This window comes from Desulfotruncus arcticus DSM 17038, from assembly GCF_900113335.1.
In the GTDB taxonomy this organism is placed as follows: domain Bacteria; phylum Bacillota; class Desulfotomaculia; order Desulfotomaculales; family Desulfallaceae; genus Desulfotruncus; species Desulfotruncus arcticus.
This window is the reverse complement of record NZ_FOOX01000018.1, coordinates 65,992-86,446: the sequence shown is the minus strand read 5'-3', so window position 1 is coordinate 86,446 and position 20,455 is coordinate 65,992. Positions and strand designations below refer to the sequence as shown.

The window sequence follows — 20,455 nt, the reverse complement described above, 5'->3', positions numbered from 1 at the left end:
TTTGGCCGGTTGGTTTAAACATTACAGACAAAACAAGCTGCTTTGGGCGGGAGGCGCCATGGTTTTATTAATAACTGTGGTGGCTCTGGCCGCCCCCCTTCTTTCTCCCTTCGATCCCACCCAGGTACAGGTGGATGAGAGGCTGCACGGGCCGTGTCAAGACAATTTAATGGGAACTGATGGTTACGGTAGGGACATTCTCAGTAGGATAATTTATGGGGCCAGATTTTCCTTAAGCCTTTCTCTGGCTGTAGTGGCGGCGAATATGGTTTTGGGACTGCTCATAGGTTCTACGGCAGGCTATCTTGGGGGCATGGTTGACGAATTTATTATGCGGACGGTGGACTTATTGATGGCTTTTCCCGGTATTATTCTGGCCCTCTGTATAGTGGGGGTGTTGGGCCCGTCAATGCATAACCTGTTCATCGCCCTGGTGGCTCTGGGTTGGGTGGGTTACGCCAGGATAGCCCGGGGGCTGGTGCTGTCCTTAAAAGAGCAGTGCTTTATCGATGCCGCCAGGGGCCTGGGCGGGAGCGGTTGGTACATTATTGTGTACCATGTCATTCCCAACATTGTGCCTTCTCTGATTATTTTGGCCGCGATGCACGTGGGGCATGCCATACTTGCCATCGCCTCATTGAGTTTTCTGGGGCTGGGGGTACAGCCCCCCACCCCGGAATGGGGAACCATGCTGAACGAGGGCAAACAATTTATATTTACCCACCCCCATGTAATTTTCTTCCCCGGTGTGTCCGTTACGGTGACAGTATTCGCTTTCAACATACTGGGCGACGGCCTCAGAGACCTGTTGGACCCCAGGGCCAGGGACATTATCAAAACATAATGGGGGGTAGGCCTTATGGATTTGCTTAAAGTCATCGGCCTTAAAGTATATTTTGATTCCCGTGACGGAATGGTTAAAGCGGTGGACGGGGTTGATCTGTCTGTTGCTCCGGGGGAAACCTTGACCCTGCTGGGCGAAACAGGCTCCGGCAAGACGGTTTTGGGTTTGGCGATTATGGGCCTGCTGCCTCCCAATATCTTGATGGAAGGTAAAATACTTTACCGGCAAAAAAATCTCCTGACTCTCTCCGCAGGAGAACTGCGGGAGCTCAGGGGGCGGGAAATAGCTATGATCATGCAGAACCCCTTGAGCTCGTTAAACCCTACCATTACCGTTGGGGAGCAGATAGCAGAAGCAGTAAGGGAACACCGCAAGATTAGCGGAAAGGCTGCCTGGAAGGAGGCGGAAAACATGCTGGGACTGGTGGGCCTGCCACCTGAACGAGTCCGGCATTACCCCCACCAGTTCAGTGGGGGTATGCGCCAGAGGGTCATGATTGCCCTGGGCTTGGCCTGCCGGCCTTCACTGTTGATTGCCGATGAGCCAACTAAGGGGTTGGACGTTACTGTACAGTTACAAATTATGGATTTATTAAGTTCCCTGCCTGGCTACACCGGCTCCGACGGTTCAATGCTGCTGATTACCCACGACCTTGGGGTGGCGTCTGAACTGGCCGACAGGGTTGCCGTGATGTACGCAGGCAGAATAGTGGAGTTGGGTGGTGTCAGGGATATTTTTAAAAAACCGGCACACCCCTATACCAGGGGGTTTATAGCAGCGCATCCGGGAAACGGCCTAAGGCCGATCAAGGGTCAAAGCCCTTCCCTGGTGGAGCTCCCTTCAGGCTGTGGTTTCCATCCCCGTTGCCCCGGGGCCGGTTCCCTCTGCCAACGGGAGATTCCGCCGCTATCAGACGTAACCGGAACTCATAAAGTGAGGTGTCATTATGCTTGAAGCGGCAGGGCTTACCAAAATATATCGCAGCGGCATCCTCCGGTGGGATAAAACCGTTGCCGTCGAGGATATCTCCTTTACTATTACCAAGGGCCAGTGTTACGGGCTGATAGGGGAAAGCGGCAGCGGTAAATCTACCGTGGGCAGGCTGGTGGCCGGTCTGACATTGCCCAGCAGTGGCAGCGTTTTAATGAATGGCCGGAATATTTCCGGGATGGGGGCGGCAGATCGCAAGATTCACCGGAGCAAAGTGCAAATGATTTTCCAGGAGCCGGATGGTTCCCTGGACCCCCGTTGGAAGACTTCCCGCAGTCTGGCCGAACCATTCAGGCTGCATCAACTGTTGCCTGAGGGTAAAATTACCGGACGGGTAAAGGAATTGCTAAACATTATCGGACTTCATTCGGAGCATTTGAATCGCTACCCCTTTGAATTGAGCGGGGGACAACTGCAGAGGATATCCCTGGCCCGGGCACTGGCACTGGAAACGGAGCTTATTGTGGCGGACGAGCCCACATCCTCCCTGGATGTATCTGTACAGGCTCAGATACTCTGTCTTTTAAAAGAATTACAGCAAAAATTAAACCTGGCCATACTTTTTATCACCCATGATCTTTATGTTGCCCGTCAAATGTGTCAGCGAGTTGCGGTTATGTACCGGGGTACAGTTGTAGAAGAAGGAGATACAGAGTTTGTTCTGGCTCAGCCGGCCCATCCTTATACCAGGCTGCTGCTGGAATCACTGCTCATTCCAGACCCCGACGCCAGAAAAAACAGAGTGGGCACAATGAGGCGTTTTAACGGAACCGAACTGGAGCATACATATAAGGACCGTCGGGGTTGCCTGTTCTACCACCGTTGTAAAATGAAAAATTCTTTATGCGAACAGGTGAAACCAGATTTTGTATTCATTACTAAGGGGCATAAAGTGGCCTGCCATCATGCGGAACCTTTTAGTGCAGCTCCTAAAATTGCCGTTATTTGAGGAGGACTAACCATGAAACAGGCGGAATTAAAAGAAGCGATCAGACTCAGGTGGAACAACAGGGCGGAGTCCTTTGACAGTTCTCCGGGCCACGGCATTCACTCCCAGAGTGAAAAAGCTGCTTGGATATCCCTTTTTACCGGAATCATGGGGCCGTCTGGAACCAGTGTACTGGATGTGGGTTCAGGCACCGGTGTTTTGTCCCTGTTACTGGCGGAAATGGGACACAAGGTTACAGGGGTAGACCTGGCTGAGGAAATGGTGCAGAAGGCCAGGGACAAATTTAAAAGCAATAATCTGCCCGCGGAATTTGTTATAGGCGATGCGGAAAACCTGCCTTTCAGGAAACAAACCTTCGACATTGTGATCAACAGGCATGTGGTGTGGTCCCTTACCGATCCGGAGAAGGCCTTTAGAGAATGGAAAAGGGTATTGAAGAAACCCGGCGGCAGGTTGATAATAATAGACGGCAACTGGGGCAGGGATGTGCCAACGGTTAGAAGGATCTGGCGGTTTTTCAGCCGTATTCTCATACTGCTCACGGAGTTCAACAACCCTTGGGTGGGTAATCAGAAATTGGACAGGCTTCTGCCCATGAAACAGGTAAAACGGCCGGAAACCGATGTGGAAATACTGAAAAAGCTGGGCTTCGCGGTCAGAGTGGAGCCTCTGAACATCCCCAGGTGGAGCGGATTTTTAGGCTATCTTAAACATGGCCACCACGCTGGAATGGATTTTCTAATCGTAGCTTCACTTTGAAACCACAACCCGGGAGGATACGAAATCATAGAGTATCCTCCCTTATTTATAGGTTCCGCATGGGTTCCGGCTTCCACTATCTGAGATATATCGGAAAATGAGAGACAACCTCTTAGATAAACCCATAATATGGTTTTTGACTGGTGGCAAAATGGATCCATCTGATCAAGGTGATAAAGTCAAATACTGGGAGCTTGACCGCTCTTTGGATATCGGATGCATATGGCGGTAAATCACTGCATTCTAATAGGATTGCTCCAATATCCGGATGATCATTTACCATAGCAACAGCTGCATCAACTACTTCTTTTCTAAGCTTCTCATTATCAAACGTTCCTCTGTCCTCAATAATAGCTGAAAACTCGGGCAACCCACTTAAATCTTTTACGATACAAATACCTGGATCATGCACACCACAGCTTGCAAATAAGTTTGGCGTGATTCCTTTGGCGTAGGCTGTCAGCATACCAATTTTTTGATTAGGCTTTAAACCCGTTTTGATCCAGGGTATTTGCACAACGCTGGAAAGGTACACGGGAATATCAACAGCTGCTGCTACTTTATTTTGGAAATTGCCAAAGAACCCGCATGCTGCGGATATCGCGCGGGCACCTTCCGCTTCCAATTCCTGTGCTGCTTTGATTACGCTATCCAACAATGTGAAATCGCCTGAAAGCAGCCTTGATGTATTACAATCAGGAACTACCTTTAATCTAACGGGAAAGTCATAAGTACATAGATTGGCAACATTTCCTGGCAAAACAGGATACCAGCATCCGTCCAGATACAGAATCCCCACTGAATATCCGGTTACATACTGACCTCTTTTTTGTGTAACTACAGTTTTGGGGGTTGCAATTCCCAGGTACCCGTACTCCCGTTCTTGGTTAGGCTTTTTGCTGTTCATTTCAAACTCCCTTGCGTTCGATACTTGAAAACTAATTACTTAAAATAGTAACATTTTACGGTTAATAAATCCAGAAATAATGGTTATCAGGTGCTTACTTTCTTGATCGACAATCCCGGCTAGTTTTGAATATTATGTTTTTGCCGGAACAATGGACTGTTTGAAAAACGTTTAATTATTCGCCCATACAGGTCATCAAAAATTGTATACACTACGGGTACCAGTATCAAGGTGATAAGAGTTGAAAAAGTTAAGCCAAAGGCAATAACTATGGCCATTGGTTTCATTAATTCATTACCGGTACCGCCGCCAAGAGCCATGGGCATTAAAGCCAAAACTGTACATAAGGTCGTCATCAGAATCGGCCGCAGACGGATCGGCCCGGCCTGTATGACAGCATCATTGCGTTCGATTCCACGTTTGCGCAGGGTATTTATATAGTCAACCAACACAATGGCATTGTTAAGAACAATACCAATTAACATAATGGCCCCGATCAAACTCATCACATTTAAGCGTGTTCCGGTAAGTCCCAACCCGATTACAACTCCGATAAAGGTGGGTGGTAAGGAAAACATGATGATAAAAGGTTGGAACAAAGATTCAAACTGCGCCGCCATCACCATAAAGACCAGGACAATCGCCAGTATCAGGGCCGTACCCAAGGCACTGAAAGATTCATTCATATTTTGTTGATCTCCACTGTAGTCAATGGTATAGCCCTGGGGAAGTGTCAATTGTGCCAGTTTCTGCTGAATTTCGGAGTTAACACTGCCGGGAGCTACACCGGAAACATCGGCGGTGATTGCAACTTCACGGTTTTGGTTGGAACGGCTTATCTCCTTGGGAGAATTTTTAATGGCTATATTAGCCACGTCTCTCAATGGCACTTTTGCTCCGGAAGAGGAAACAATCACCATGTTTGAAAGGGTACTCTCGGTGTTGGCATAATCTTTGGAGTATCGCAAACTTATGTCGACGGTGTTATCACCGGTATGCAGGCTGCCTACTGTCAGGCCACCGAAAGCAGTTTTGATTGCTGAAAGAATCTGACTGACGGAGATACCGTACTGTGCCGCTCTTTCGCGGTCAACCACTATTTGCATTTGAATATTACTGGACAATGAACTTGACACGTTCCTGGTTCCGGACACTCCTTTAATGATCTCTACCGCATTGTTACCCAACTCAGTAAGAATATCCAGGTCGCTGCCACGGATAATTACATCAACTGCACTACCGGACATGCCCATGGCACTTTCTTCCACTTCCACCGTAATAGTGGCGCCAACAACATCGGTTATGGCTTGACGGATTTTTTCTGCTGCTCCATTGGATGTTACTTTATATTCATCTGTGGATTTAAGCTTGTACTGAATGGTTGCATTATTGGCTTCGGAAGTGCCTGCAAAGGGGTTGTTGCCGCCGCCCACTGTTATATTATCGGTATCAATCCCGTCACCGATTGCTTTTTTGGCTAGATTGTCAATTTCCTCAGCCTTTTTCTGAGTTACCTCAAGCATGGTGCCTGTTGGCATTTCAATAGTAATGTTTACTCCCCGTTCATCCATACTGGACATAAACTCCATGCCAATCAACGGGATACAGCCCAGACTGGTAATGAATAAAAGTACAGTGGCTGCCACCACAGTTTTACGATGCTGTAAAGCCCAGCTAAGAAGACGTTTGTAGCCTGAAATAATCTTTTGCAGCCCGTAACCGAAAAGGGTAACCGGGTTCTTGTCTCCCTTTTTATACACAAATTCTTCCGGTGCCGGTACATTTTTTAACATTCTGGAGGACATCATCGGCACCAGCGTCAGGGCGGCAAAAAGAGCGCAGGCATGGGAAAAGCTTACGGTCAATGCCAGCGGTTTGAAGATCATACTGGCGATGCCGCTGACGAAAACTATGGGCATAAAAACGACAATCTGGGAGGCCGCCGAAGCCATTACGGCAGTTCCCACCTCAGCTGTTCCCACTTTGGCCGCGTTGATCACGTCAAGGCCTTCCTGCCTTTTTCTGTAAATGCTTTCCAACACTACAATGGCAAAGTCAACCAGGGATCCAAGGCCAAGCATCAATCCACCAAGGGACAGCATGTTAATTGTTATATCAGCAAAATACATGGCGGAAAATGTACCGATCAAGGCGATAGGCAGAGTGATTGCTACTACCGCGGTACTTCTGGCACTACGCATGAACAGAAACAATATGATTACCGCAAGTAATCCACCAAGGAGTCCATGTTCCTCAACACTTTTAACGGCATCTGTGATGGTGGTAGATGTGTCGCTGACGATGTTCATTTTAACACCATCAGTTAGCGTTTTGTTCAAACCGGCCACTTCTTGATAAACTTTTTTAGCAACCTGCACTGTGTTGCCGTCTGAAGCTTTCCGTACACTCAGAGTTAAAGACGGCTCCCCATTGACATAAGTGAGAGAGCTATCTTTTTTAAAAGAATCACTAACTTCTGCGATATCTGACAGCGGAATGTGGTTTCCAGATGAGCCGGGGACACTGATTTGTACATCCTTGATGACATCAAGGTTGTCGAATTCATTCATAACCCTGATGCTGATTTCGCTGGAGCCTCTGACCAATTGTCCCGCTGTGCCGGTAATATCATCACCGGAGAGTGCCTGTGACACCTGTTGAATGGTTAGGCCATAGGCATCCATTTTAGCTTGGTCGAGCCTAACCTGGATCTCCCGCTCTTTGCCGCCTCTAATGCTAACAGAACTGACACCCTCAATCCGCTCCAGAGCCGGTTGAATAGTATCTTCGGCAATTTCTTTCATCTTGGCAAGACTTGCTCCGGTCAGACTGTAAGTCATAATGGCTTGGGAATTGAGATCAATTTTAGATAACGTGGGACTGTTGGCATCATCCGGCAAAGAACTTCTAACTGAATCAATTTTGCTGCGCAAGTCGTTCATTTTATCGTCAAGATCTGACCCATAGTCGAATTGCACCATGATCATGGAGTTGCCGGTTGAAGACTCTGAATTAATTTCTTTGATGCCGCTAACCGAACTTACAGCTGATTCTATGGGCTTGGTAATGACCTTTTCAACCTCAGCCGGTGCCGCTCCCGAGTAACTGGTGTTGATCGTTATAACCGGTATACTCATGTCCGGCATAAGAGCGACTCCCAGATTGGGCAGTGCATAAAGTCCAATGAATACCACCGTAAGTATGAGCATTGAGATGGCCACGGGTCGTTCAACGGAAAAGTTTGCTATTTTCACTTGGCATCACCGTCCTGTGTCTTAACCACTCTCACCTGCTGACCATCGGAGAGAAGACGGTTGCCTTCGACTATAATGCTTTGTCCTTCCTTTAAGCCGTCGGTGATTTCAATCAGGGTGTCATTGGTAACCCCGGTTTTAACAGAGACCTCCTTGGCCTGGTTATTTTCTACAATATATACAATGTGCTGCCCATCCTGCTCAATAACCGCATCCACCGGCAGCGCAAAAATATTTTTTAAATTTCCCGTGATAAGTTCGATTTTGGCTGTCATTCCCGGCTTAATTTCCCCGGAGGGGTTGGCCACTGAGATTTCCACCGGATAACCCATGGTGTCGGAGTCTGCTTTTGGTGCTATGGTAGTCAATGTTCCCTCAACGGATTTGTTAAGAGAATCAATGGTAACTGATACAACGCTTCCCGGTCGGAGTTCGTTTACTATACTTTCAGGAATCGAAGCCTCTACCTTAACGGTATCAATACTTACGATGACTGCGGCATTGGTTTGACTGCTGACCATTTCACCGGACTCAATATTAATTTCACCTACCAGGCCGTCCATTGGTGCGGCAACTGAATAGTCGGCAAGATTTTCCTGCGCACTGCTTAGTGTTGCATTAGTCTGATTCATTTGCTGCCGGGCCTGTTCAAGATTGAGCTTGGCATTAACCAACGCGGTGTTGGCCTGTTCTAAATCGTATGTAGATATGACATTACTTTCAAATAAGGTTTGTTTGCGGTCATAATCGGCCTGGGCATCCCTTAAAGCCTGATCCGCCATATCATAACTTGTTTTAGCGATGCCTAAACTCGCTTCTGCTTCAGTCAATTGGTTACTTGCTTCCTTGCTATCAATCTGAAAAAGAACTTGTCCCTTTTTTACCTGAGCACCTAATTTTACCTTAACTGCTGCAACACGACCGGAAACTTTGGGGGCGACGGTGGTCTCCGACGACGATGAAATCTGTCCGGAGGTACTGTAATTCATTTTCATTTCTGTTTTGGCTAGCTTCATCACTTCAACGGGAATTGATGATTCTTCAGCAATGGGCGGTTGTTTACTTCCGCATCCGTTTAAAAGGGAAGAAAATAACATAACTAACAGCAAAATCGTGAACTTTTTCAACTTTTTTATCACTCCCTAAATCATTCTGCCTCTCGTATACATTATAGAGAAATAAAACAAACAGTTTTTAAACCAAATATAAAATATCTATTAACAAACTCGAAAATTTAAATTAAAATTTTTGGCTAAAAAAGGCTAAATATTTAGTAGAAATTTAAAAGATCGTTTTATAATGTAGGCATTATAATAGAGAATAAAACAGAAACTTGTAAATCAAATCCTGTGGAGGTAACCATGTGTCTTTAAAACAAAAGATTTGGGCTTCTTACATTGTTATGATCATAGTTCCTTTTTTTCTGGCAGTCTTGTCAGCCAGATTAATCTTGATTAATTATGAACAGGGTCATCAACTACAAATTATAGAAGCTGTGCAAGACGAAAAAATCAGGGAATATACGGATTTTGCAGAGGAATTAGAGTCTACCCTCGTCAATCATCCGGATTACTTTAAAGATAAGTTATACTTGGAACGGATCAACAACAAAATAACTTCCTTTGGGATGGGCATGTTGATCCAGGATAATGATCAATTTACCTATAATTCCCTACCGGTGAAAGCAGAAAAACTAAAACCTTATTTATCAAAATTTCTGGAACAGGATATTTCTAAAAGATGGGTAACAGCAATTGCCAAAGAATATATAGTAAGATGCAGGGCCATCTCTTTCAGTGATGGTACGACAGGCCGCATTTACCTTTTTATGAGCAAAATAGCCCCGTGGGATCCTCCGCCCGGACAATTTAATGAATACGTGAAATGGGTTTTTATAATTTTCATCATTTGTATTTTGGTGACTAACAGTTTTTTAACTTACCATATGTCTAAAAGTTTAATTGATCCATTAAACTCAGTTAAAAAAGCCGCGATGGAAATCCAACGGGGAAATCTGGATTACCCCATTAGCTATCCGGCCAAAAACGAAATAGGGGAATTGTATCGGACCTTTGAAGAGATGCGGCTAAAACTAAAGCAATCACAAGCTCTTAATACTCAATATGAAAACAGCAGAAAACAACTGATATTTAATATATCCCACGACCTTAAAACACCGCTTACGACAATTAAAGGATATGCCCAGGGCATAATCGACGGTGTAGCCAATAACCCGGCGAAAATGGAAAAGTATCTGCGGACTATCTTAAATTACGCTGTGGAAATGGAGCGGTTAACCAATGATTTAGTTCTTTTTTCTGAATTAGACATTAAACAGCTTCCTTTTGACTTTGAAACTATAGAAATTAATAAATATCTTGAAGATGCCATAGAAGAATTAAACTTTTCCTTAAGTGAAAATAGCATTGACCTTAGCTTTGTGTCTCATTATGAAAGCCAGGATTTAATCATGGCCGACCGGCAGAGGCTGGTTAGAGTTATTCATAACATCATAGAAAACGCCCAAAAACATTTAAATAAAGAGCATAAGGAAATACAAGTAATCTTAAAAGAAGATAACAGCGGGGCATTAATTGAAATAAAGGATAATGGCTGTGGTATTCCGGAGGATAAACTTTCCTTTATTTTTGACCGGTTCTTCAGAGTAGATAGTGCCAGGAACCGGACAACCGGAGGCAGTGGTATTGGATTATCCATTGCGAAAGAAATAATCGAGGCTCATCAGGGCCGGATTTGGGTCAAGAGCACGGAGGGGTTAGGGACCAGTATATTTTTTACCTTGAAAAAATCTAAATATTTTATAGTAAACCTAAACTAAAAGAGCTGTTTTCTTACGAGGAGGAAAACCTATGAAGAAGGTATTAATTATTGAAGATGAGCAGAGTATTGCCGAACTGGAAAGAGACTATCTGGAAATCGAAGGCTTTGAAACGGATATCGAACTAAACGGCAGGACAGGTCTGCAGCGGGCCTTACAAGGAAATTACGCGATGATTATACTAGATGTTATGCTGCCTGAAGTTGACGGGTTCGAAATATGCCGGACCATACGCAACAATAGCGATGTACCCATAATCATTGTCTCTGCCAAAAAAGAAGATATTGATAAAATCAGAGGATTAGGACTGGGCGCTGACGATTATATGACTAAACCCTTCAGTCCGGCGGAACTGGTGGCAAGAATCAAGTCCCATCTTGCCCGCTATAATCGTCTGGTTAATCAAAGAGTTGATGATCATAACGAGGAATTAAAAATAAAGGGCCTGGTAATTAATAAAAATTCCCGGCGTGTTTATCTAAACGGCCAGGAAATACAGTTAACTAACAAGGAATTTGATCTGCTGGTATTTTTAGCTGAAAATCCGGAACGGGTATTAAGTAAAGAACAAATTTTTGAAAAAATCTGGGGTATGAACACTTGGGGAGAAATAACAACAGTAGCTGTTCACATTAGAAAAATTCGTGAAAAAATGGAGGAAGATACATCAAATCCACAATATATTGAAACCGTTTGGGGTGTAGGATATCGTTTTAAGGTTTCCTAAAGTTTTGCTTATAGTTATATCTTACAATAGAAAACACCTGAATGTACCCTGAAGATTCACTGAATTTATACTTAATATTTTCAATTTTCAAAAATAACTATCGGAAAATTACTCTATTCTATATTGTCTGATGTGGTTAAAGTATCCTTTTTAGATATCTCTCCTTATTGACTTTTGGAAACTAAAATACTAAAATAGTTTTATGGTTAAAGATGGCAAGGCTGACATGAGTATTTTTTTAAAAAGGAGGGATGAATGAAGTGGAGGACATAAAAAACCTGATCCTTGATAAGACAAAAGAACGGCTGGAACGCTTTGGGTATAAAAAGACAACAATGGACGAAATTAGCAGGGACTGCAAAATTTCAAAAAAAACAATTTACCAACACTTTACAGACAAAGAAGACCTGTTCAAATGTCTTTTTTTACGTGAGTTAAATAAAACGATGGAGATATTATTTTCGCGAATCAGGGGTGTGTCCGACCCTCTTGAGCAGCTGGTACTGCTTATTCGAACGGCAGTACCGTATCTAAACCAAGATCATTTCATAACTAAAGTACTAAAAGACGATGACCTGTTTTTAGCCATGAATAGAAAGTATCATGAATTTCTTGATAAAGAGGTCATCTCAATCATCGCGGGGATTATTCGCGAAGGCAAACAGCAGGGTAAGTTCCGGGATGTGGATGAAAAGATTGTTGCTTATGCCGGCTTTAGGCTATTCCAGGCCTTCAGCTTTGCTCGTACAGGTCCGCTCTGTGATGATGAGCACATTGAGGATTATACCGAGATACTGATCGACTTTATCGTTAATGCCCTGGTAAAAAAGTAGAGGCTAATCCAGCCAATTGTATTTTGCATCGGGCATTATTAATTTTTGCCATTCGGAAACTGAAAAACGAAAATAGTTTGCAAGTTACAGCTGTTTTGATCGTTTTGATAGCTACATAAACATAAGTACTGAGGAGTGGGTTTTTTGCAAAAGTCTATTACAGTTTGCGCAATAGTTGTGATACTGGTGGTATCCTTTGGACTCGCCGGATGTTCTAAAACCGAAACAGCAAAGGAGGATATACCGCTTGTTCGCTCGCAAGTGGTAACAAAAGACGCCACGGGGCAAACCGCCGTCTATTCCGGTGAAGTGCGGGGAAGGCATGAGGTTATTCTGGCTTTTCAGGTTGGCGGGAAAATTACTCAACGAAACGTGGAGCTTGGGAGTGTGGTTAATTCCGGAGATGTTCTAATGGAAATGGATGCTCAAGATCTTCAACAAGCCGTAAATATGAGCGCCGCACAAGTGTCTTCGACTAAGTCACAATTGAGTCTGGCCGCCACCAATATAAAACGCTTTCGTAATCTGTATGAACAGGATGCCGTCAGTCTTGCGCAACTGGAGCAATACCAAAACGCCTATGATATTGCTTTAGCCGCCTTCAACCAGGCATCATCCCAATATAATCAAGTAGCTAACCAGCTAAGCTATTGCTCACTGGTGGCGGATAGTGACGGAGTTATTGCCAATGTGAATGCTGAAGCAGGACAAGTAGTTAACGCCGGCCAGCCTGTCCTCACCTTAGTGCAAGGCAGCGAACGTGAAATTGAAATCTATGTCCCGGAAAACCGCATTAACGACACCCGTAACGCACAGAAAATCGACATCAGTTTTTGGGCGCTGCCCGGGGTTACAGCGGAAGGGAAAATCAGGGAAATTTCACCGGTTGTTGATCAGGTGACCAGAACGTGTAAAGTCAGAATCAATTTAAGCAGCCCTCCTAAAAATATAAGTTTGGGAATGACTGCCAGTGTGAAGGTGGTAAACTCCGTCAAACAGCAGTCAATTTACATTCCCCTTGCGGCAATATACCAGATCGGTGATACACCAAGTGTGTGGGTCATTCAAGATGGCATCGTAAAATTGCGTCCTATCAAGGTCGGAGCTTTCGGTGACGAAACGGTTCAGGTTCTGGAGGGACTCCAAAATGGAGATGTCATTGTGACTGCCGGGGCTCAAAAATTAAGGGAAGGACAAAAGGTGCGTTATGAGTAAGCTGAATTTGTCCCAGTGGGCACTTAAGAATAAACAAATTGTATACTTCTTTATCCTACTGATTTTTGTGGCTGGAATATTTTCCTATCAAAAGCTGGGGAGAATGGAGGACCCTGATTTTATAATTCGTCAGATGGTAGTGTCTGTCGCCTGGCCAGGGGCCAGTGCCAGCCAGGTAGAAGAACAGGTAACTGATAAAATAGAGAAAAAGTTACAGGACACACCTGGTTTGGATTTTTTAAAAAGCTATTCACAGCCGGGGCAAGCAGTGATCTATGTGACTCTAAAAGATTCAGTAAGTGAAAAAGATATTCGCTCCACCTGGCTTGAAGTACGGAATATGGTAAATGACATTAAAGGGACATTGCCACAAGGGGTGGTCGGACCCGTATTCAATGACCGGTTCGACGATGTATATGGCTGTATTTATGCCCTTACTTCAAAGGACTATAGTTATGAGGAGGCGCGGGAAAAAGCGGAGCAAATTCGCAGGGATTTACTAAGTGTTAACAATGTGAAAAAGGTTGAACTCATTGGCGTCCAACCAGAAAAAATTTATATTGAGATGGAAAGTAATAAATTGGCTCAATTAGGGATAGATCCCAATATGATTATTGCTTCCGTAAAAGCACAGAGTTCTATGACTCCCGCAGGTATGATTGAGACATCCTCAGATGATGTCTATTTACGGGTTTCCGGGATGTTTGAAAATGTGGATAGCCTTCGCAACCTGCCCATTCGAGCTAGTGAACGGACCTTTCGCTTAGGCGATGTTGCCACAATACAGCGCAGTTATGCCGATCCTATGGAACCGAAAATGTATTATAACGGTCAGCCGGCTATAGGTCTCGCTGTTTCTATGGAAAAGGGGGGAAATATCCTTGCCCTGGGAAAAGAGCTGGACAAAACCATTGCCATGATAAAAAAGGACCTGCCCTTGGGCATGGAAGTCCATCAAGTATCCAATCAGCCCAAGGTTGTCCAAGAATCCATTAACGAATTTGTAAAATCATTGTCTGAGGCAGTGATGATTGTGTTGATTGTTAGCTTCATCAGCCTTGGCTTTCGTTCAGGTATCGTCGTTGCTTTATGTATTCCATTGGTCCTTGCCGGTGTATTTGCGTGCATGAATATATGGGGCATAGCTTTACATAAAGTATCGCTGGGAGCACTAATCATGGCTCTGGGCTTATTAGTGGATGATGCGATTATTGCTGTTGAGATGATGACTGTAAAATTGGAGCAAGGGTGGGGGAGATTTGAGGCGGCCGGCTATGCCTACACGGCTACAGCCTTCCCTATGCTTACAGGTACTTTAATTACTTGCGCAGGATTTATACCCGTTGGTTTCTCCAAAGGTTCTGCCTCCGAGTACACCAGTAGTATCTTCTATGTGATAACCTTTGCTCTTTTGATTTCCTGGTTTGTATCGGTACTGGTTGCTCCGCTGCTGGGTTATAAATTTATCAAACTCAAGCACACTGCTGATGCAGGTCATAACGTTTATGATTCCAAGTTTTACCGGAGGTTCCGGCAGATGCTCGTTTGGTGTCTCAATCACAAGAAACTGGTACTTAGCATTACATTAGTTTGCTTTATAGGTTCTACCTTTTTAATGAAGTTTGTAAAACAGGAGTTTTTCCCTGCGTCAGTTCGCCCGGAGCTCATTGTGGAAATGACTCTGCCGGAGGGATCATCCCTGGCGGCCACCGAGCGGGAGGCACATCAATTTGCGGACAGCCTTTCCGGCGATCCGGATATTGAAAACTACAGCTATTATGTCGGGAGGGGAGCACCACGCTTTATCCTTACGCTGGATCCGAAGCTGCCAAAGGCGAATTATGCTCAATTCGTGATTGTCGCCAAGAATCTAGAATCCCGTGAAGCCTTGAGAACTAAAGTTGATCAGCTATTTGCCGAAAAGTTTGAGCATGTGCGTGGCCATATCACGTTCATTCAAACCGGGCCTCCTTCGCCTTATCCTGTCATGTTGCGTGTTAGTGGCTATGACCACGCCAAGGTACGTGAGATTGCAAACCAGGTAAGTGAGGTTATGGCAAGAAATCCAAGCCTGACCAATATCAATCTTAACTGGAATGAAAAAAGCAAAGTGATGAATTTGGCTGTTGACCAGGAAAAAGCAAAAATGCTTGGTGTTAATAGAGAAAGTTTGGCCCAATCCTTACAGACCCAGCTGTCCGGGGCTACCATTGCCGAATTTTATGAAAAGGATAAAACTGTTGGTATTGTATTTCGTTTAGACGTCCAAAACCGGAAAGATTTGTCCGGTATCAAAGATCTTCCCATACACGTTGGCAATGGCAGATTTGTGCCTTTGGACCAAATTGCCACAATAAGTTACGATGCTGAAGAAGGTTTGATCTGGCGGTATGACCTAAAGCCAACCATTACCGTACAATCGGATGTGGTTCCCGGAGTAACCGGTAATGATGCCACACAAGAAATCAATGATGACTTAGAATCGGTACGCGAAAACCTTCCCCCCGGTTATAGCATAGAAGTTGATGGTGCTTTGGAGAGAAGTCAAGTTGCTAAGCGTTATTTGCTTCAACCGGTTCCCATTATGATCTTGGTCATTGTGATTCTTCTTATGCTGCAGCTTCAGAAAGGTTCCCTGATGTTTCTTACCCTTCTTACGGCGCCCCTGGGTGTCATCGGAGTTAGCCTGGCCATGCTGCTCACCACGCGTCCGATGGGGTTCGTGGCTGAAATGGGAATTTTAGCCCTTAGTGGCATGATTGTACGCAACTCGGTTATTTTAATCGACCAGATTGAGCGGCATATTAAAGAAGGTGATACACCGTGGGATGCGATCATCAATGCTGCGGTTATGAGATTTAGGCCCATCCTGCTAACTGCTGCCGCTGCCATATTAGGAATGATCCCTTTAATTGCAAGTAATTTCTTTGGTCCTATGGCGGTAGCCATAGCAGGTGGTTTATTAGGTGCCACCCTATTGACCTTATTAGTTTTACCTACCATGTATGCCGTGTGGTTTAAGGTTAAGCAAATTTAATGCTTTAATGAGATAATAGCTATTAGAGCGGACGACCATGTCCGCTCGCCCCTGCCGCTCGAGGTTACATGCGAAAGCCAAATTGAAATGGCTAAGGAGCTTAAAAACGATGCCTTGGAAGGTAATTGGGGACAGATAAGCAAGGGATTGCAGGATAATTAAATAAGAAATCCTTGGATTAGGGAAATCGGCTGGGAACAGTTAATGATTCGCTGGCAAGTAGTAGGGCCTCTCGTGAAAAATCCCGGGAGGCCCTTAAATATAATAATTAACATAATCCATAATCTGCCGCTGGCAAATCCGTCACCAACCGATTGTCTGATATATTTTAACGGCAATGCCGGTTATAAAAATGTTAGCCAGGGCAAGGGGCACCAGTATCTTCCAACAAAATCCCATAAGCTGGTCCACCCTGATGCGGGGATAGGTCCAGCGAAATTGCATGACGAGGAAAATCAGGATATACATTTTCAGTAAGAACCAGATCCAGGAAGGGATGAAAGTCAGGCCGAAAGGCGCCTGCCACCCGCCGAGAAAGATAATGGTAGCCAAAGCACACGTCAGCATAATGTTGGCGAACTCGGTCAGGCCATACATACCGAAGCCCATACCTCCGTATTCCGTATAGGGTCCGGCAATAATCTCCGATTCCCCTTCAACAACACAAAACGGGGTACGGTTTGTTTCGGCTACACTGGCAGTGAAGTAAATCAGGAAAGCAATGGGCTGGGTTAAAATAAACCAGGTATGCTCCTGGGCGGCTATGATGTCTGATAAATTAAGATTGCCTACAATCATTACCACGCCGAGCAGGGAAAGCACCAGCGGCAGTTCGTAGCTAACCATTTGGGCCACTACACGCATGGCGCCAATTAAGGAATACTTACTATTCGAAGCCCAACCTCCCATCCAGATAAACAGTGTGGTAAGGGAAGAAATGGCCAGGATGTAAAACAGGCTGATGTTGATATCAATTGCCGCCATGCCTTTGCCGAAGGGAATCACGGCAAAAGCCATCAAAGTCGGCACAAAGATCAGTAAGGGTGCCAGCAAAAATAATACTTTATCCGATTTTCCGGGGATAATGATTTCTTTGCCCAGCATTTTAACCATATCGGCCAGAGGCTGCAGTAACCCCTTGGGACCGACCCGGTTTGGGCCAATGCGGGCCTGCATATAGGCGGCAACCTTTCGCTCCACGTAAAGCGGCAGATACAAACAGTTGATCAGGATGAATACCAGGACAGCGACCAACTTGCATAATAAAACAATTGCTTCTGCAAGCTCACCGGGTAGAAATCCAACACCACCGACAAGAGTTCTGATCCAATCAGCTATGCCCACAAATAAGTTTCCCAGCACTTCATTCCCCTCCCCATAATTCTAATTATTCTCATGGATTGGCTTAAGATAGATCTTGCCCTCATCTCCATCCACGGTAGTTTCCTGCCCATCCTGCACCAACTTCAGCACACCCGGGATATTAACAACTGCTGGTATGCCGTATTCTCTGGCCACTATGGCTCCATGTGACAGAAATCCGCCGGTTTCCATTACTATGGCTGAAGCTTTTAAAAAGAGAGGGGTCCAGGCCGGGTCGGTGGAGGGAGCCGCCAGCACCTCGCCGCAGCCCAGTTTTTTCCCCTCTTCCGGGTGCATCACTATCCTGGCTTGGCCTGACGCTTTCCCGGCCGCTACGCCCAGACCCTCCAGCGTATCTCCTGGACCGCGGGCTAAAGGAGTGGAGTAAACGGGTGTATCATTGATTATCAGGTCCGGAGGGGACAGGGCTTCCAGTTCTTTTCTTCTTTTTTTCCGGTCGGACACAAGGTTTTGCAGTCCCCGCCCGTCCCAATCATCTGTTAGGATGGGGATAATGTCATACCATGAGCAGTGAAAGATATCATTACGTTCTGTTAATAGCCCCCATTTAACCAGCCGTCCGGCTATTTCCAGACATATCTTACGGTGAACTTCTGCGAGTCGAATTATCTCCGATTTGGTCATTTCCCTCATTTCTGAGTTCTCAATGAGCTGGGACACCAGGTATTTTACCAGTACTTTAAGGTAAAAAGGGAGTTTGGTATTTATCCGGTCCCAGGATGTTTTTCTTTTTTTCTCTTGCCCGGCCTTGATTGAGGCTGTGTTTGCATTATCCAGCAAGGTTTTGACAGTGTTCAGAAGGTAGGAAGGGTTTTCCCTCCAGCGAGGATTGATAGTGTCCGCTTCGTAAACCGCCCGGTGGCCGAAATCTTTTATATAACCTTTAAATACCTGCTTAAAAGGTGTGTTGTCCGGCAATGCATACTCCCAGTTAAGAGGATTATATGATGCGGAAGTGAAAAACATCAGTGCATCAGGGTCTTTTCCGGCTAGTTCAGCCAGCTCTATCAGGCGGTAACCGTGAGTTGCGCTGGTTATGTTCCCAGCCCCGGCCATTAAGTAACTAATTAGAGCCTTACTTTCTGTAGGAAAATAATTTTCCAGTACCCCGGTCAGTGTCATCATTGTTCCACCCGCGAAAAGGTTGAAAAGGGGTACCATAGGCGAATATGTATATGTTGTTTGGGCTAAATCCATAAAATAGTTTAACAGATCTTTATCTTCAACCAGGGTTAAATCTTTTCCCCGCATCTCGTCCGTGTAGCTGCGAATGTTGGCAGAGGAGCTAGCTACCTTTTTTCTCAGGCGGTTTAGCAAAAACACAAGCTTAAAGTGTAATAGCTTTATTTTCAGGAGGGAGGCCCTCCCATGCTTTTGATTTTCGGGTATGGTTATTTCCTGTTGGTGTCCTCCCATATGATGGTTGGATTCAGCGGGAGTCATGGCGTAATATTTATAGGCCTCCCACTGAAAGACCGACATATTCGCGTAAAGCCTGCCGTTGAAACATTTAAAGCGTTGGATTCCGGGAAGTTGTTGGACACCTAAATATTTGTAGAAACCATCCATCATTTTGGTCAAGATGATTTTGTTATCTCTATGAGCCAAGGTCGACAATACCACGGGAAGGGCATCCCTTGTGTTGGCGTTGGACCAAATTTCCGGCTGGCTTTTTATTGCCGGGTAGGTGTATTGGGGCAGAGCAGTAACCGGTCTGGCCTGTACCAGATAAAATTTTTCACCGTCTAATGCCCACTCTATGTCCTGATGGCACTCACCTTCTCCCAGGGAGTCCAGTACTCTTAAAATAATAAGACCCAGCCGGGTTATTTCAATATTTGAGAGCACCTGTTTGGATTGCATTTTTTCTTGTAGCTCGAACCATTTAGAATCTTTTTCGGTTACCAGCATTGTTCCGCCACAATCAGCTGGAATAGTTACTGTTTTTTTTGAACCTATTACCGTCCCTTTTATTTTGTGCTGAATATCGGTTGTATCCAATAGATATTGATCAGGTTCGACCAGCCCTCCCACCACTGACTCCCCCAGTCCGTAATTGGCGTTGATGACTAAAAGATCCTCCCGGCCGGTGCGGGGGTCGCAGGAAAAGGCTATTCCTGCTGCCCTGGCCTCCACCATTTGCATGATAACCACCGCCGGGAGGACTTTATTGTCGGAAATATTCATTTTTCTCCGGTAAGCCACCGCCCTGGGGGTCCACAGCGAGGCATAACAAGCTTTGACCGACTCCAGAATATTATCCAGCCCCTTAACGTTAAGGAATGAATCGTGCATCCCGGCAAAGGAGGCCTTCTGCGAGTCCTCCGCCGAGGCCGAGGAGCGTACTGCCACCGGTTTTTCCCATAGGCCAAGTTTTTTCAACCTCCGGGCCAGTGCCTTACGCACAATTGGGGGAAAGATTCCATTGTTAATTTTCCCCCTCATATTATCGAGTATCAATGTAATTTCAGGATTTGTTATTTTTTCCGCAGTTGATGACCGGGATACATCCTCCAGGCTTTCTTGCAGCTTGTTGGCCTCAATAAAAATCCCATAGGCTAAGGTAGATAACACTCCACCGGCTGGAAGGTCAAATCCATACCTGTCCAGCCGCCCCAGGTTCCATCCTTTGCCACCGGCGGCTTCAGGACCCGCTCTGAAGGCCTCATCCCAGCGCAAAAATAGTTTTTCCTCTCCACTATCCATATTCTTCCCTCC

General features: G+C 45.3%; 14 protein-coding genes. 9 read left to right on the top strand and 5 right to left on the bottom strand.

The window, feature by feature from the left end; all coding sequences use genetic code 11:
- Position 1: 1 nt before the first annotated feature.
- Genes nikC through BM056_RS20135 form a run of 4 tightly spaced genes read left to right on the top strand, consistent with a single transcriptional unit; the run spans position 2 to position 3,542 of the window.
- Positions 2-844, top strand: a complete 843-nt coding sequence (nikC, locus tag BM056_RS20150) for a nickel transporter permease (RefSeq protein ID WP_165613625.1) — start codon at positions 2-4, stop codon at positions 842-844.
- 15 nt (positions 845-859) lie between these two features.
- Positions 860-1,798 (top strand): ABC transporter ATP-binding protein, encoded by a 939-nt coding sequence (locus BM056_RS20145; protein ID WP_092473826.1) that lies wholly within the window; start codon positions 860-862, stop codon positions 1,796-1,798.
- On the top strand, positions 1,791-2,783 hold the full coding sequence (locus tag BM056_RS20140) for an oligopeptide/dipeptide ABC transporter ATP-binding protein (protein ID WP_092473824.1): 993 nt from the start codon (positions 1,791-1,793) through the stop codon (positions 2,781-2,783). Before BM056_RS20145 ends, BM056_RS20140 begins: the two co-directional genes overlap by 8 nt.
- A 12-nt stretch (positions 2,784-2,795) precedes the next feature.
- A complete protein-coding gene (locus tag BM056_RS20135) occupies positions 2,796-3,542 on the top strand; it encodes a class I SAM-dependent methyltransferase (RefSeq protein ID WP_092473822.1) in 747 nt (248 codons plus the stop codon).
- A 112-nt stretch (positions 3,543-3,654) separates the two neighbouring features.
- Here BM056_RS20135 and BM056_RS20130 read toward each other — a convergent pair whose 3' ends face one another.
- The 3 genes from BM056_RS20130 to BM056_RS20120 all read right to left on the bottom strand — a co-directional run bounded on the left by BM056_RS20130 (position 3,655) and on the right by BM056_RS20120 (position 8,812).
- Complete coding sequence (locus BM056_RS20130; protein WP_092473820.1) at positions 3,655-4,449, bottom strand: aspartate/glutamate racemase family protein; 795 nt, start codon at positions 4,447-4,449, stop codon at positions 3,655-3,657.
- A gap of 119 nt (positions 4,450-4,568) precedes the next feature.
- The gene (locus BM056_RS20125) at positions 4,569-7,703 is read right to left on the bottom strand and encodes an efflux RND transporter permease subunit (protein ID WP_092473818.1); all 3,135 of its coding nucleotides are present in this window, start codon (positions 7,701-7,703) and stop codon (positions 4,569-4,571) included.
- Complete coding sequence (locus BM056_RS20120) at positions 7,700-8,812, bottom strand: efflux RND transporter periplasmic adaptor subunit (RefSeq protein WP_131820800.1); 1,113 nt, start codon at positions 8,810-8,812, stop codon at positions 7,700-7,702. Before BM056_RS20120 ends, BM056_RS20125 begins: the two co-directional genes overlap by 4 nt.
- A gap of 254 nt (positions 8,813-9,066) precedes the next feature.
- Here BM056_RS20120 and BM056_RS20115 point away from each other — a divergent pair, with 254 nt between their 5' ends.
- From BM056_RS20115 to BM056_RS20095, 5 genes are all read left to right on the top strand, one after another.
- A complete protein-coding gene (locus BM056_RS20115) occupies positions 9,067-10,542 on the top strand; it encodes a sensor histidine kinase (protein WP_092473814.1) in 1,476 nt (491 codons plus the stop codon).
- 31 nt (positions 10,543-10,573) lie between these two features.
- On the top strand, positions 10,574-11,269 hold the full coding sequence (locus BM056_RS20110) for a response regulator transcription factor (RefSeq protein WP_092473812.1): 696 nt from the start codon (positions 10,574-10,576) through the stop codon (positions 11,267-11,269).
- Between the two features lie 260 nt (positions 11,270-11,529).
- On the top strand, positions 11,530-12,102 hold the full coding sequence (locus BM056_RS20105; protein ID WP_092473891.1) for a TetR/AcrR family transcriptional regulator: 573 nt from the start codon (positions 11,530-11,532) through the stop codon (positions 12,100-12,102).
- A gap of 144 nt (positions 12,103-12,246) precedes the next feature.
- Positions 12,247-13,317 (top strand): efflux RND transporter periplasmic adaptor subunit, encoded by a 1,071-nt coding sequence (locus tag BM056_RS20100; protein ID WP_092473810.1) that lies wholly within the window; start codon positions 12,247-12,249, stop codon positions 13,315-13,317.
- Positions 13,310-16,354 (top strand): efflux RND transporter permease subunit, encoded by a 3,045-nt coding sequence (locus tag BM056_RS20095; RefSeq protein ID WP_092473808.1) that lies wholly within the window; start codon positions 13,310-13,312, stop codon positions 16,352-16,354. Before BM056_RS20100 ends, BM056_RS20095 begins: the two co-directional genes overlap by 8 nt.
- A gap of 303 nt (positions 16,355-16,657) precedes the next feature.
- Here BM056_RS20095 and nuoH read toward each other — a convergent pair whose 3' ends face one another.
- Together nuoH and BM056_RS20085 are read right to left on the bottom strand one after the other, a co-directional pair.
- On the bottom strand, positions 16,658-17,713 hold the full coding sequence (gene nuoH / locus BM056_RS20090; protein WP_092473889.1) for an NADH-quinone oxidoreductase subunit NuoH: 1,056 nt from the start codon (positions 17,711-17,713) through the stop codon (positions 16,658-16,660).
- A 24-nt stretch (positions 17,714-17,737) separates the two neighbouring features.
- Positions 17,738-20,443: a PEP/pyruvate-binding domain-containing protein gene (locus BM056_RS20085; RefSeq protein WP_092473806.1), complete on the bottom strand. Its 2,706-nt coding sequence runs from the start codon at positions 20,441-20,443 to the stop codon at positions 17,738-17,740.
- Between the last annotated feature and the right edge of the window lie 12 nt (positions 20,444-20,455).

Coding starts and splice junctions, on each gene's coding strand:
- BM056_RS20145 (WP_092473826.1), top strand. CDS start 860: ATGGATTTGCTTAAAGTCATCGGCCTTAAAGTATATTTTGATTCCCGT.
- BM056_RS20140 (WP_092473824.1), top strand. CDS start 1,791: ATGCTTGAAGCGGCAGGGCTTACCAAAATATATCGCAGCGGCATCCTC.
- BM056_RS20135 (WP_092473822.1), top strand. CDS start 2,796: ATGAAACAGGCGGAATTAAAAGAAGCGATCAGACTCAGGTGGAACAAC.
- BM056_RS20130 (WP_092473820.1), bottom strand. CDS start 4,449: ATGAACAGCAAAAAGCCTAACCAAGAACGGGAGTACGGGTACCTGGGA.
- BM056_RS20110 (WP_092473812.1), top strand. CDS start 10,574: ATGAAGAAGGTATTAATTATTGAAGATGAGCAGAGTATTGCCGAACTG.
- BM056_RS20095 (WP_092473808.1), top strand. CDS start 13,310: ATGAGTAAGCTGAATTTGTCCCAGTGGGCACTTAAGAATAAACAAATT.
- BM056_RS20085 (WP_092473806.1), bottom strand. CDS start 20,443: ATGGATAGTGGAGAGGAAAAACTATTTTTGCGCTGGGATGAGGCCTTC.